Source organism: Azospirillum sp. 11R-A, from assembly GCF_049472615.1.
GTDB lineage: Bacteria > Pseudomonadota > Alphaproteobacteria > Azospirillales > Azospirillaceae > Azospirillum > Azospirillum palustre.
In genome coordinates this window covers 11,831-23,848 of the sequence record NZ_JBCEBL010000030.1, presented here as the reverse complement: position 1 = coordinate 23,848, position 12,018 = coordinate 11,831, and the positions used below count along the sequence as shown (strand labels likewise).

Genomic DNA, 12,018 nt, shown 5'->3' with positions numbered 1-12,018 from the left:
GCACTCATCTGGATTGGGCAGGACCTGAAATGGGACACATCAGCTACACCGACCTTAGAAACAACCTTGCCAGCGTGATGGACGAGGTCTGTGACAGCCGCGCACCGTTGACCGTCACCCGTCAGAAGGGGCGGTCGGTGGTGATGATTTCCGAAGAAGAGTTCGAAGGGTTGATGGAGACGCTTCATCTCCTGAAAAGCCCGAAGAATGCGGAACGGCTGCTCAAAGGCATCGCCCAACTCGATGCTGGCAAAGGCATCGAGCGGGACATTCTGAATGAAGAAAATTTGGACTGACGGCGCTTGGGAGGATTATTTATACTGGCAGAAGAACGACCGGGCCGTGCTGAAGAAGGTCAATGACCTGATCCGCGATACGGAGCGTAATCCGTTTTCAGGGCTGGGCAAGCCTGAACCTCTCAAGGAAGGACTCGCCGGCTGGTGGTCGCGACGGATAACGGGCGAACATCGGCTGGTGTATCGGGTGGCCGGGAGCGGCGACGCTCAATCGCTCGAAATACTGGCCTGCCGGTATCATTACTGAGCCGCCACGAAGGCCGCCCCAATTTGGGCGGCCTTTCTTCATCGGCGAATGGCGATCAGAAGCTGTTGCGCTCGTGATACGTCTGCAAAAACTGCTGCACCCGCGGTTCGGCGGATTCGTGGAAGACCTCGCGCGGGGTTCCGAAGGCGGCGATGCGTCCGCGGTCGAGGAAGGCGACCTTGTCGGCGACGTTGGCGGCGAAGCCCATCTCGTGGGTCACCACCACCATGGTCATGCCGTCGGCCGCCAGATCGCGCATCACCTGCAACACCTCGCCCACCAGTTCGGGGTCGAGGGCGGAGGTCGGCTCGTCGAACAGCATCAGGTGGGGTTCCATCGCGATGACGCGGGCGATGGCGACGCGCTGCTGCTGGCCGCCGGACAGGCGGGCGGGGTAGCTGTCGGCCTTGGCGGCGAGGCCGACCCGGTCCAGCATCCGGCGGGCATGGGATGTTGCGGCGGCCTTGTCCATGCCGCGGACCTGCACCAGCGCCTCGGCCACATTCTCCAGCGCGGTCATGTGGGGCCACAGGTTGAACTGCTGGAACACCATGCCGACGTTGCGGCGCAGATCGCGCAGGTCGCGGTTGGACAGGCGGCGGCGCGGCGTGTCCTCGCTATAGCCGACCAGCTTGCCTTCGATGCGGATCTCGCCGCGGTCGTAGACCTCCAGGAAATTGATGCAGCGCAGGAGCGTGCTCTTGCCCGATCCGCTGGGGCCGATCAGGCAGACGACCTCCGACTTGTTGACGGTCAGGTCGATGTCGCGCAGCACCTCGTTGGTGCCGAAGCTCTTGCCGACGCCGCGGATCGAGACCATCGGCACGGTGTCGCTCTGGGCCATGCTGCGCGACGGGTTGGCGGTTCGGGAAACGGCGGTCATCACGCCCTCGCGGTTGCAGTCTCGGACGACGACCCTTGCGGCGAGGCGTGGGTCAGGAAACGGGTGACGCGCGCCTCCAGCCGGCGGCCCAGGCGCGACACCACCTCCACCAGCAGCCAGTAGAACAGCGCCATCCCCAGGATGGTCTCGAAGGTGGCGAAGGTCTCCGCCGCCATCGTCTGCATCTCGTACATCAGTTCCGGCACGGTGATGATCGACAGCACCACCGTCTCCTTGGTCAGGATTGCCATCATGTTGACGATGGCCGGGATGGTCGACACCAGCATCGCCGGGACGATCACCCGGCGCAGGATCGAGCCGTAGGACATGCCGAGGCTGAGCGCCGCCTCCACCTGCCCCTTCGGCACCGCCTGATAGCCGGCGCGGAAGATCTCGGCGAAATAGGCGCTGCCGTAGATGCCGAGGCCGAGGATGCCGGCGGTCGTCGCCTCCAGCCGCAGGCCGATGGCCGGGCCGCCGCTGTAGAGCAGGAACAGCTGGATCAGGAAGGGCGTGCCGCGGATCACCTCGATGTAGGCGCGGATGATCCAGCGCAGCGGCTTCACCGGCAATTGCCGCAGCAGCATGAGCGCAAAGCCCAGCACCATGCCGATGAGGCAGCCGGCGCCCCAGCACAGGATGGTGACGCCGAAGCCGCGCAGCAGCGCCGGGCCGTACTGGACGAGAAGGGAAAGGTCCAACATCGGGTCAGGCCTGTTGCAGGCGGCGTTCGACCAGCGTGCCGAACAGGGCCAGCGCGCCGTTGATCGCCAGATAGATGAGGCCGGCCGCCAGATAAATCTCAAGCGGACGGTAGTTGCTGGCCGAAATGGTCTGGCTGGTCCGCGTCAGCTCTGCCACCCCGACGACGGAGATCAGCGAGGATGCCTTCAGCAGCAGGATCAGTTCGTTGACCAGCGCGGGGACCGAGATGCGGAAAGCCTGCGGCAGCAGGATGCGCGTCCAGATCGACGATCCGGGGAAGCCCAGCGCCAGCGCCGCCTCCGACTGGCCGTGCGGGACGGCGTTCAGCGCGCCGCGGTAGATCTCCGACACATAGGCGCCGGACGCGAGGCCGAGCGCGGCGATGGAGGCGACCAGCGGCGGCACGTCGATGCCGATCAGCGGCAGCATGTAGTAGATCAGCAGAAGCTGGATCAGCAGCGGAACGCCGCGGAAGAAGCTGACATAGACACCGCCGGCCATGTCCGCCGCCCGGCCGCCGGACTGGCGCGCCACGCAGACGACAACGCCGATCACCTGCCCCAGCAGCACGCCGAGCAGAGAGACCCAGATGGTCGTGACGGCCGCTCCCAGCAGATAGGGAAAGGCGTCGATGATGACGCTGAACTTCATCGTGTGGGCCTTGGTCGGGCGATCCTGTCCCTCTCCCGCCCGAAAGGCGGGAGAGGGACGGTCATGCGTTCCTTAGAGCTGCGGTTCCGGAACGGTGGTCGGCAGCTCCTGCGAGACGCCGAACCACTTCTTCTGGATGGCGGCCATGCGGCCGTCCTTCTGGATCTTGACCAGGGCGGCGTTGACCGCCTCGATCAGGCTCTTGTCGTCGTCGCTGGGACGGCCGACCCACGAGAAGTAGGAGGGCTTGCCGAAGGGCGGCAGGACGACGGCGAAGGTCTCCTTGCGCTGGGCGGCGGCGAAGTTCAGGTTCGGCAGCGAGTTGACCGAGGCGTCGACGCGGCCGGCGGCCAGATCGGCGTAGGACTGGTTGCTGTCGACATATTCGCGCACATCCGGCGGGGTCGGCAGCGTCTGGCCGAATTCCTTCGCCTGGGCCAGCTGCGACGTGCCCTTGCCGCCGCCGACCTTCTTGCCGGCGATGTCTTCCGGCTTGTTGATGGTCTTGTCGTCGGCGCGCTTCATCAGGGCGGCGGTCGCCTCGGAAATCGGAACGGTGAAGGAGTAGCGCTTCATGCGCTCCTTCGTGATGGTGACCGGGGCGATGACCAGATCGAACTTCTTGGCTTCCAGGCCCGGCAGCACGCTGGTCCAGGGCAGGTCCATGTACTTGGCCTTGACGCCCAGCTCCTTCGCCACCTCGTCGAACAGGTCCTTGTCGACACCCTTGTATTCGTTGTTCTCAAGGAAATCGAAGGGCGGGAACTGCATCTCGGTGGCGACGGTGAAGACGCCCGCCTTCTTCACGTCGGCCAGCGTGTCGGCCATCGCCGTCCCGGCGGCGGCACCGGCGACCAGCAGGGTGGCGCCCAGCAGCGCCGTCTTGAACATCGTCCGAACCATAGCCTTGCTCTCCATCGTGAAGTCACCCCTGTTGCGGCCGGCGCCTGTCACCGGTCCTTTTGTGTTTACAAATTCAACTCGGTCGCGCTGTCGGTGATCGACGATCCGCTGAGGCTGAAGCGGTCGCCGACCGAGAGGAAATGAACCAGCGTCACCGGCCGGCTGAGATGCATGGTCTGCCGCCGGATCGACAGGCAGGCCGCACCGGCTTCCACCCCCAGCAAGGCCGCCATCTCCGCCGTCGCGTTGACCGCGCGCACGGTGTGGTCGGCCGATGACCAGGGAACCCGGTCGACCAGCCATCGGCTGGGTGCCACGACATCGAAGGATTCGTCAACCACCTCCGGCACGACGTCGAGATTGACCAGCCGACGTTCGTGCTGGATCGGCGTGCCGTCGCTGAAATGCAGGCATTCCAGCGTCAGGATCGGCGTTCCGTCGGGCAGGTCGGGCCAGCGGATGCCCTCGCCGTTGCGAAAAATCTTGCGGTCGCGGATGCGGAATTCGTAGACACGCCCATCCCGCGCCACCACGTCGCCGATGTCCTCGATGGGCAGGGCGAAGCGGTCGCGGCGGCCGGTGGCGACGAAGGTGCCGGCGCGGCGGCGGCGGACCAGGAAGCCCTCCCGCGCCAGCAGGGCGATGGCCTTGTGCACCGTCTGGCGGGAGACGCCGTAGAGGCTGGACAGTTCCGCCTCGTTGGGAAGGCGCTGGCCCGCCTGCCAGCGTCCGCGCAGGATCTGCCCGGCGACGGCGCGCTTGATCTGGTCGAACAGGGGGCCGCGGCCGTCGAGGGTGCTGTCCTTCGGGGCGCTGTCCGGAGCGAGGCCGGTCTGCGCCGGACCGGCTTGCAACGGATGTTCCGGCGGAGACGCCGGTCCGTTACCGCGGTTCTGTCCGGTCAGGCCTTGCCGTGCCAACCCCTGCACCCCGCTCTCCGCGCCGCGATGTGACGTTTCAGCGATAATGTATGTACATAATCTTTCGGTCAATCGCGAATTCCCGAACGTGACACAAGCCATGTTGCAATGCGGCGGAATTCCGCCTATCCGCTTCGAAGGGGCTTGCGCCAACGCTGATAAAAGCCAATTGGAGAGCGGGTTTCGTCGGTTGGAAGGTTCGCGTGCGTGCATGTCGGTTGGAACGGGCAAGGAAGGGTTGATGGTGCCGGCGGCGGAGAGTCGTGACGATCTCGTCGCCTGCCCCGACTGCGGCCGCCTGCACCGCGTCCGCCTGCCGGCGCCGGGCCGCCGGGCCGAATGCACGCGCTGCGGCGCGGTGCTGTTCCGGAATGGACGCGGCGGCGTCCGCCATGCGCTGCCGATGGCGGTCGCCAGCGCCCTGATGCTGATGCTCATCGCCGCCAACCCGCTGATGGGCGTGAACATCCAGGGCAACGACCGCACAAGCCTGGTCACCACCGGTGTCGAGATTCTGGCCGACCAGGGCATGTGGCCGCTGTCGCTGCTGGTCGGCGCGCTGGTGCTTGCCGCTCCCTTCGCCCGCATCATGGCGGTGATCGCCGTGCTGCAACGGCTGCATGACGGTCGCCAACCCACCCACGTGCGGGAGACCGCGCGTCTCTTCGCCTGGGCCGAGAAGCTGCGGCCCTGGGCGATGCTGGACGTCTTCCTGCTTGGGCTGCTGGTCGGCTATTCGCGGCTTAAGGGCTTCGCCAACGCGGAGTTCCTGGTCGGCGGGCTGGCGTTGGGCGGCTTCGTGCTGGCCGGCACGCTGATGGATCTGGCGCTCGACAGCCGCCGGGTCTGGCAGGCGATCGACCATGTGCCGCCCAGCGATGCGCCGGCGCCCAGGCGCTGGGTCGCCTGCACCGTCTGCCAGCGGGTCCATGGCGGCGACCATGGGCCGGCACCGGACCGCTGCACCCGCTGCCACAGCCGCCTGCACCCGCGCGAACCGAACAGCCTGGAGCGCACCGCGGCGCTGGTGTCTGCCGGCGCCGTGCTCTACATCCCGGCCAACCTGCTGCCGGTGATGACCGTCGTCAATTTCGGCCAGGGTGCCCCCAGCACGATCCTCAGCGGCGTGCATGAACTGGCGGAGGCCGGGCTGTGGCCGCTGGCCCTACTGGTCTTCGTCGCCAGCGTCGCCGTGCCGGTGCTGAAGCTGGTGGGGCTCGGCTGGTTTCTCCTGGCCGCGTGGCGGCGTTCGGCCGCGAGGCTGCATGCCCGGACGCGGCTGTACCGCATCATCGACGCCATCGGGCGCTGGTCCAACATCGACGTGTTCATGATCGCCATCCTCACGGCGCTGGTGCAGTTCGGCGCCGTCGCCTCCGTCCGCGCCGATCCCGGCGCCATCGCCTTCGCCGGCGTGGTCGTGCTGACCATGATCGCAAGCCACATCTTCGACCCGCGGGTGATGTGGGACCGCGCGGAAGAGGGCGCGCCCGATGCGGCGCAGAACGAACAGGCTGGAATGACGCGGCATGGCTGACGAGACCCGAGACAACGACCGGCCGGACACCGATTCGCCTGCCAACCACCCGTCTGCCGGCCACCCGCCCGAGGTCGCGACACCGCCGCGCCGGCGGCTGTCGCCCTTGTGGCTGCTGCCGCTGGTGGCGGCGCTGATCGCCGGCTGGCTCGGCTGGCGCTGGTTCGAGGAGCGCGGGCCGCAGATCGTCATCACCTTCCAGTCCGGCGACGGGCTGGAGGCCGGGCGGACCCGCATCAAGCACAAGAACGTCGATCTGGGCGTGATCGAATCGGTGCGGCTGTCCGATGACCTGTCGCAGGTGATCGCCACCGCGCGCATGGACCGCACCGCCGACCGTCATCTGAAGGATGGCACCCGTTTCTGGGTGGTGGCGCCGCGCCTCGGCCTCGGCGGTGTGTCGGGGCTCAGCACCGTGGTGTCCGGCACCTATGTGGAGATGGAGCCCGGCGGCGGCGATGACCGTCGGGAGTTCGACGCGCTGGACGAGCCGCCGGTGGTCCGCGCCGACGTGCCGGGCCGCAGCTTCAACCTGAAGACCGAGCAGCTGGGATCGCTGGCCCAGGGCTCTCCCGTCTATTTCCGCGGTGTCCAGGTGGGTGAGGTGATGGGCTACAACCTGTCGCCGCAGGACCGCAGCGTGTCGGTGGCGATTTTCGTCCGTGCGCCCTATGAGGGCCTGGTGCATGAGGGAAGCCGCTTCTGGCGGTCGTCGGGCATCCAGTTCTCCGCCGGGGCCGACGGCATCAAGTTCCAGACGGAATCGCTGAAGTCGCTGGCGCTGGGCGGCGTGGTGCTGGAGACCCCGCCCGATCCCGAGGCCGGGGCACAGTCGCTGGATTGGGCCAGCTTCACGCTTTACGAGGATCAGGCGTCCGCCGCGGCGGCGCGCGACCGGCTGCGCGTGCGCTACCGGCTGGAATTCCCCGGTTCGGTGCAGGGGCTTCAGGCCGGTGCACCGGTGCTGATGCGCGGCCTGACGGTGGGCCACGTCGCCGCCGTGCGGCTGGTGTATGACGAGGCCAAGGAGGAACTGCACATCCCCGTCGACATCGATTTCGAACCCGATCTCGTCGCCCGGACCTATGCCGTGATCGATGGCAAGCCGATGGACGAGGCGGCGGTGCGCAAGCTGGTCGCCATGCAGGTGCAGAAGGGTCTGCGGGCCCGGCTGGCCTCGGGCAACCTGATCACCGGGCAGAAGCTGGTTTCCTTCGATTACGCTCCCGGCCTGCCGCCCTCGCCGGGATCGGAGCGGTCGGAACTGCCGACGGTGGCCTCCAGCGACCTCGATTCGATCATGGCTTCGGCCGGGGTGGTGATGGAGAAGATCTCCGCCCTGCCGCTGGACGCGCTGATCGCCGACCTGCGCGGCACCTTGCAGTCGGTGGGCGGGCTCGCCGGATCGCCGGACCTCGCGCGGTCGCTGGCCGCACTCGCCAAGGCATTGGGCAGCGCCGATGCGCTGATGCGCGACGCCGACCGGCAACTGCCGCAGCTGGTGAAGAGCCTGCGCGGGGTGGCGACCGCGGCGGAAGGAACGCTGAAGAACGCCAACGGGCTGCTCGGCGGTGGGAGCGGACAGGCCGACCTGCCGGGCGTGATGCGGCAGCTGAACGATGCCGCGCGGTCCTTCCGTGTGCTGGCCGACTATCTGGAACGCCACCCCGAAGCGCTGCTGCGGGGCAAGAAATAATGGGACGGGGAGCAGAGGGGATGAAGGTGATGCGCGGATTCCGGAATGCTGCGCTGGCGCTGCCGCTTTTCGTGCTGGCGGCCTGCCAGTCGACGCCGGACAGCCGGCTCTACACGCTGGCGGTGATCCCGCCAGCCGGTTCGGCGCAGCCGGCAGCGACAACGTTCCGGACCCTGGCCTTGGGCTCGCTCGACCTGCCGATGCTGATCGACCGGCCGCAGATCGTCCGCCGCATCGACGGCAACCGGGTGGAGACGCTGGAGTATGACCGCTGGGCGGAGCCGCTGGCCGATGGCCTGCGCTCCACCCTGGCCGGCGACCTTGCGGCGCGGTTGCCGGGGACGACGGTGCTGCCGGTGGCCGGCAGCGGGCTGGCCGAGGGGACGCCGGTGCTGGCCGTCACCGTGCTGCGCTTCGACGCCGACGCCACCGGGCGTGTGGTTCTGGATGCGCAATGGACCCTGTCGTCCGGCAGCGGGTCCGGCGGGCGCAGGATCGCGCCGGCGCGCGAAACCGTCGAGGTGTCGTCCGGCGGTGCAGAGGCCGATGCGCAGGTTCGGACGATGAGCCAGGCGGTCGGCCAGCTGGCGGATCGCATCGCCGCGGGATTGCGGCGCTAGGCTGGCGCATAGCGCCGCTTCAGTGCAGCAGGGTGGCGCCGCGGTCGGCGGTGGGGCGCGGCCTGTCCCTCAACTGGTCGATGGGGCCGGTGACCGGCCGGCTCGGCATATGCGATGTCTTCCCGGGGTCCGGCAGCGTCAGGCCGGCGCGGGCGAGGGCCCCGGCCAGGACGCAGAGCGGCGCCATCGCCATGCGCACGGCAGTCAGCGACAGCCAGTCGTTCATCAGCACCCCGGCCTCGCCATGTTGTCCCTGCTGCGCCAGCCGCAACATGTCGAGCAGCAAAGCCTCGTCGGTGCCCAGGGCCGGGCAGGGCGGACGGTGGAGGTCGAGCGGGCGGTTGGTGGCGGAAAGCACGATGCGCATCAGCGTGTCGAACGCCACCGCCGCATCGTTCGACAGCCCGGCTGCGGTCATTCCATCCTGCCAATGCGGATGCTGCCGTTCCGGTTCGCGCAGAGGCTCCGCCCACAGCCGCAGCACCGAGACGACCAGCGTCTCCGCATCGCACAGATCCTGGAAGCGCTCCCGACGAGGGGCGGGGCGGCGATGGGACTGCATGCTGGACATGGCGGACTCCGCTTGGTGTGGATCAGCGGAGAGTAGGACGCCAAAATTGCGAATGCAAGTCATTCGCAATATGTGGCCGCTTCTGGTCCGACGTCAGCGTTGCGACCAGCGGGTCAGCCAGCCGGCGAGCCGGTCGAACCCGGCATCGATCACCACGGCGAGTGCGGCGACGATCAGCGCACCCTGGATGACATAGGCCTGGTTGGACCCGTTCAGCCCGACGATGATCGGCAGGCCCAGGGTCTTGGCGCCGACGGTGGAGGCGATGGCGGCGGTACCGACATTGATGATGACGGCGGTGCGGATGCCCGCCAGGATCACCGGGGCGGCCAGCGGCAGCTCGACGCGGAACAGCACTTCCGCCGGCCCCATGCCCAGGCCGCGGGCCGAGTCCAGCACCGGGGCCGAAACGCCGTCCAGCCCGGCGACCGTGTTCTCCACCACCGGCAACAGGGCGTAGAGCGTCAGGGCGATCAGCGCCGGTTCGGGGCCGAAGCCCATCACCGGAACCGCCAGCGCCAGCACCGCCACCGGTGGGAAGGTCTGGCCCATGGTGGCGACGGTTTCCAGCAGGCCGCGGAATTCCCGTCCCCAGGGACGGGTGACGGCGATGCCGGCACCGCCGCCCAGCAGGATCGCGGCGAGGCTGGAGGCGCCGACCAGCGCCATATGGTCGAGCGTCAGGCTGACGAAACTCTCCGCCTCGTACAGCGGCCGGTCCAGGCGGGGGAACAGCGTCGCGAACAGCGGCTTCAGCGACGGCATGCCCAGCACCAGCGCCACCAGCACCACCAGACCCAGCATCAGCCGGTCGGTCAGGAAATCCCGTGGGGCCATGCCGGCGCCGGTCATGCGGTGCCGCCGGGGACCGCTCCGCCGGAGGCGGGGCGGACGAGGTCGGACAGGTGCAGCACGCCGGCCGGCCGGCCGTCGCCGTCCACCACCGGCAGCCGTTCGGTGCCGCGGGCGACCATCTCCGAAAGGGCGCGGTGGAGCGGGGTCTCCGCAGTCAGCGGTTCGCCGGTCACGCTCTCCTGCCGGCGGGCGCGGTCACCGACCGTCTCCACCGCCAGCCGCTTCAGCCCCCATTCCTCGCGCCCGACGAGATCGCGCACCAGCGGGCTGGCCGGACGGGTCAGGATGTCCAGCGGCGTGGCGCACTGGATCAGCCGGCCATGGTCCATCACCGCGATGCTGTCGCCAAGCCGCAGCGCCTCGTCCATGTCGTGGGTGACGAAGACCACAGTGGTGCCGGTGCGGCGGTGGATGGCCGACAGTTCCGTTTGCAGGCTGGCGCGGGTGATCGGGTCGAGCGCGCTGAACGGTTCGTCCATCAGCAGGATGCGCGGTTCCGCCGCCAGGGCGCGGGCGACACCGACGCGCTGCTGCTGACCGCCGGACAGCTGGTGCGGATAGGCGCCGCGGTACCGGCGGGGGTCGAGGTTCAGCAACTCCAGCAATTCCGTCACCCGGTCGCGGATGCGCGCCCTGGGCCAGCCGAGCAGGCCGGGCACCGTTGCGATGTTGCGTTCCACCGTCCAGTGCGGGAACAGCCCGACCGACTGGATGACGTAGCCCATGCGCCGGCGCAGTTCCTCCGGCTTCAGGGATGCGATGTCCTCGCCGTCGATGCGGATGGTGCCCTCGTCGGCGGGGATCAGACGGTTGATCATCCGCAGCACCGTCGATTTGCCGGAGCCGGACGGCCCGATCAGCACCCGGAATTCCCCTTCCGCCACGGTGAAGGACACGGCATCCACCGCGGTCCAGGAGCCGAAACGCTTGGTCACGCGCTCGAATTCGATCATGGCGCACTCTTTCCCGGCAGGACGCCGATGCTGTGGGTGGCGGCGGCAATGCCGATGGAAAGCAGGGCGTCGGCCGCCACCGCCAGCAGAATGACGGGAACGGCGCCCAGCAGCACAAGGTCCAGCGCGTTGGCGAAAAGCCCCTGGAACATGATGGCACCCAGCCCGCCCGCTCCGATCAGCGCCGCCACCGCCGCCAGCCCGACCGCCTGGACCACGGTGATGCGCAGTCCCGACAGGAAGACCGGCAGCGCCAGCGGCAGGTCGACGCGCAGGAAGATCTGGCGCGGCGTCAGCCCCATGCCCCGGGCGGCCTCCCGCACCGGGGCGGGAACGCCGTCCAGACCGACCGCGGTGTTGCGGACTATGGGCAGCAGCGAATAGAGCGTCAGCGCGATCACCGCGGGAAGCGGTCCGACCCCGCTGATCCCCGACCCCGGCAGCATCGCGCCCAGCGCCGCCAGCGGTGCCATCAGCAGGCCGAACAGGGCGATGGACGGCACGGTCTGCACCACGTTCAGCACCGGGAAGACCGCCCGTCCAACCGCCTGAACCCGGTGGGCCGCGACGCCGAGAGGGATGCCGATCAGCAGGGTCGGGATCAGCGCCGCCGCCACCAGCGTGGCATGGCGCAGCACGGCGTCGGCGAAGATCTCGCGCCGGTTGGCGTATTCCTTGAGGATCGACAGCGCGTCGAGATGGCCGGACGCCAGTTGCAGCGCCACCAGCGCGGCGACCGCGCCGCCGACCGCCATACGGCCGATGGCGCCCAGCTCCAGCCGGCGCGCCGCGTCGATGGCGGTCAGCAGACCCGCCGCCGCCATCACCCAGAAGCCGGAGGCGAAGGAAGTCCGCGCCGTTGCGGACGCTCCCTGGGCCAGTGCTGCCGCCTGTGCGCCCGCCAGCCAGACCAGCCCGGCGGTGAACAGTCCACTCGCTGCGACGGTCAAGCCAAGCCCGGCACGGGTGGGCCGCAGGAACGGCGTCGCCAGTAGCACCAACCCCGGCAGCAGGGCCGCGGCCCCATCCAGCCCCTGCACCGCCGCCCACAGCGACACCGGCCGTCCCGACAGCAGGCGGTTGGGTGCGAAGCCGAGAAAGGGCAAGGCCATGGCGGCGACCGCCGCGGCCAGCGCCATCAGCAGGGCGACGCGGTTGTGCAGGAGAAGTCGGCTGGTCAC

The 12,018-nt window shown here is 68.7% G+C and carries 14 protein-coding genes; 5 read left to right on the top strand and 9 right to left on the bottom strand.

Annotated elements, in window-relative coordinates; all coding sequences use genetic code 11:
* Positions 1–29 precede the first annotated feature (29 nt).
* Positions 30–296, top strand: a complete 267-nt coding sequence (locus VH569_RS28960; RefSeq protein ID WP_423319981.1) for a type II toxin-antitoxin system Phd/YefM family antitoxin — start codon at positions 30–32, stop codon at positions 294–296.
* On the top strand, positions 277–543 hold the full coding sequence (locus VH569_RS28955) for a Txe/YoeB family addiction module toxin (RefSeq protein ID WP_423319980.1): 267 nt from the start codon (positions 277–279) through the stop codon (positions 541–543). Before VH569_RS28960 ends, VH569_RS28955 begins: the two co-directional genes overlap by 20 nt.
* A gap of 55 nt (positions 544–598) precedes the next feature.
* On the opposite strand, the gene VH569_RS28950 is transcribed toward VH569_RS28955, so the two are convergent.
* From VH569_RS28950 to VH569_RS28930, 5 genes are all read right to left on the bottom strand, one after another.
* Complete coding sequence (locus VH569_RS28950) at positions 599–1,426, bottom strand: amino acid ABC transporter ATP-binding protein (protein ID WP_423319978.1); 828 nt, start codon at positions 1,424–1,426, stop codon at positions 599–601.
* A complete protein-coding gene (locus VH569_RS28945) occupies positions 1,426–2,130 on the bottom strand; it encodes an amino acid ABC transporter permease (RefSeq protein ID WP_377806892.1) in 705 nt (234 codons plus the stop codon). The genes VH569_RS28950 and VH569_RS28945 overlap by 1 nt, the downstream gene beginning before the upstream one ends.
* Positions 2,131–2,134: 4 nt before the next feature.
* Positions 2,135–2,782, bottom strand: a complete 648-nt coding sequence (locus VH569_RS28940; RefSeq protein WP_109048685.1) for an amino acid ABC transporter permease — start codon at positions 2,780–2,782, stop codon at positions 2,135–2,137.
* A gap of 72 nt (positions 2,783–2,854) precedes the next feature.
* On the bottom strand, positions 2,855–3,685 hold the full coding sequence (locus VH569_RS28935; protein WP_423319977.1) for a transporter substrate-binding domain-containing protein: 831 nt from the start codon (positions 3,683–3,685) through the stop codon (positions 2,855–2,857).
* A gap of 65 nt (positions 3,686–3,750) precedes the next feature.
* On the bottom strand, positions 3,751–4,539 hold the full coding sequence (locus VH569_RS28930; RefSeq protein ID WP_423319976.1) for a GntR family transcriptional regulator: 789 nt from the start codon (positions 4,537–4,539) through the stop codon (positions 3,751–3,753).
* A 277-nt stretch (positions 4,540–4,816) separates the two neighbouring features.
* On the opposite strand from VH569_RS28930, the gene VH569_RS28925 reads away from it, so the two are divergent.
* Genes VH569_RS28925 through VH569_RS28915 form a run of 3 tightly spaced genes read left to right on the top strand, consistent with a single transcriptional unit; the run spans position 4,817 to position 8,458 of the window.
* A complete protein-coding gene (locus tag VH569_RS28925; RefSeq protein WP_423319975.1) occupies positions 4,817–6,142 on the top strand; it encodes a paraquat-inducible protein A in 1,326 nt (441 codons plus the stop codon).
* A complete protein-coding gene (locus VH569_RS28920) occupies positions 6,135–7,838 on the top strand; it encodes an intermembrane transport protein PqiB (RefSeq protein ID WP_423319973.1) in 1,704 nt (567 codons plus the stop codon). The genes VH569_RS28925 and VH569_RS28920 overlap by 8 nt, the downstream gene beginning before the upstream one ends.
* Before the next feature lie 29 nt (positions 7,839–7,867).
* On the top strand, positions 7,868–8,458 hold the full coding sequence (locus VH569_RS28915; RefSeq protein ID WP_423319972.1) for a PqiC family protein: 591 nt from the start codon (positions 7,868–7,870) through the stop codon (positions 8,456–8,458).
* A 19-nt stretch (positions 8,459–8,477) separates the two neighbouring features.
* Here VH569_RS28915 and VH569_RS28910 read toward each other — a convergent pair whose 3' ends face one another.
* The 4 genes from VH569_RS28910 to VH569_RS28895 all read right to left on the bottom strand — a co-directional run bounded on the left by VH569_RS28910 (position 8,478) and on the right by VH569_RS28895 (position 12,018).
* Complete coding sequence (locus VH569_RS28910; protein ID WP_423319971.1) at positions 8,478–9,029, bottom strand: hypothetical protein; 552 nt, start codon at positions 9,027–9,029, stop codon at positions 8,478–8,480.
* A 93-nt stretch (positions 9,030–9,122) separates the two neighbouring features.
* Entirely contained in the window at positions 9,123–9,881 is a 759-nt protein-coding gene (locus VH569_RS28905; protein ID WP_423319970.1) for an ABC transporter permease, read from the bottom strand.
* Positions 9,878–10,837, bottom strand: a complete 960-nt coding sequence (locus VH569_RS28900; RefSeq protein ID WP_423319969.1) for an ABC transporter ATP-binding protein — start codon at positions 10,835–10,837, stop codon at positions 9,878–9,880. The genes VH569_RS28905 and VH569_RS28900 overlap by 4 nt, the downstream gene beginning before the upstream one ends.
* A complete protein-coding gene (locus VH569_RS28895; RefSeq protein WP_423319967.1) occupies positions 10,834–12,018 on the bottom strand; it encodes an ABC transporter permease in 1,185 nt (394 codons plus the stop codon). The genes VH569_RS28900 and VH569_RS28895 overlap by 4 nt, the downstream gene beginning before the upstream one ends.

Bases quoted from the DNA above. Each gene is read 5' to 3' on its own strand.
- VH569_RS28960 (WP_423319981.1), top strand. From the start codon at position 30: ATGGGACACATCAGCTACACCGACCTTAGAAACAACCTTGCCAGCGTG.
- VH569_RS28955 (WP_423319980.1), top strand. From the start codon at position 277: ATGAAGAAAATTTGGACTGACGGCGCTTGGGAGGATTATTTATACTGG.
- VH569_RS28950 (WP_423319978.1), bottom strand. From the start codon at position 1,426: ATGACCGCCGTTTCCCGAACCGCCAACCCGTCGCGCAGCATGGCCCAG.
- VH569_RS28945 (WP_377806892.1), bottom strand. From the start codon at position 2,130: ATGTTGGACCTTTCCCTTCTCGTCCAGTACGGCCCGGCGCTGCTGCGC.
- VH569_RS28940 (WP_109048685.1), bottom strand. From the start codon at position 2,782: ATGAAGTTCAGCGTCATCATCGACGCCTTTCCCTATCTGCTGGGAGCG.
- VH569_RS28935 (WP_423319977.1), bottom strand. From the start codon at position 3,685: ATGGTTCGGACGATGTTCAAGACGGCGCTGCTGGGCGCCACCCTGCTG.
- VH569_RS28925 (WP_423319975.1), top strand. From the start codon at position 4,817: ATGTCGGTTGGAACGGGCAAGGAAGGGTTGATGGTGCCGGCGGCGGAG.
- VH569_RS28920 (WP_423319973.1), top strand. From the start codon at position 6,135: ATGGCTGACGAGACCCGAGACAACGACCGGCCGGACACCGATTCGCCT.
- VH569_RS28915 (WP_423319972.1), top strand. From the start codon at position 7,868: ATGCGCGGATTCCGGAATGCTGCGCTGGCGCTGCCGCTTTTCGTGCTG.
- VH569_RS28910 (WP_423319971.1), bottom strand. From the start codon at position 9,029: ATGTCCAGCATGCAGTCCCATCGCCGCCCCGCCCCTCGTCGGGAGCGC.
- VH569_RS28905 (WP_423319970.1), bottom strand. From the start codon at position 9,881: ATGACCGGCGCCGGCATGGCCCCACGGGATTTCCTGACCGACCGGCTG.
- VH569_RS28900 (WP_423319969.1), bottom strand. From the start codon at position 10,837: ATGATCGAATTCGAGCGCGTGACCAAGCGTTTCGGCTCCTGGACCGCG.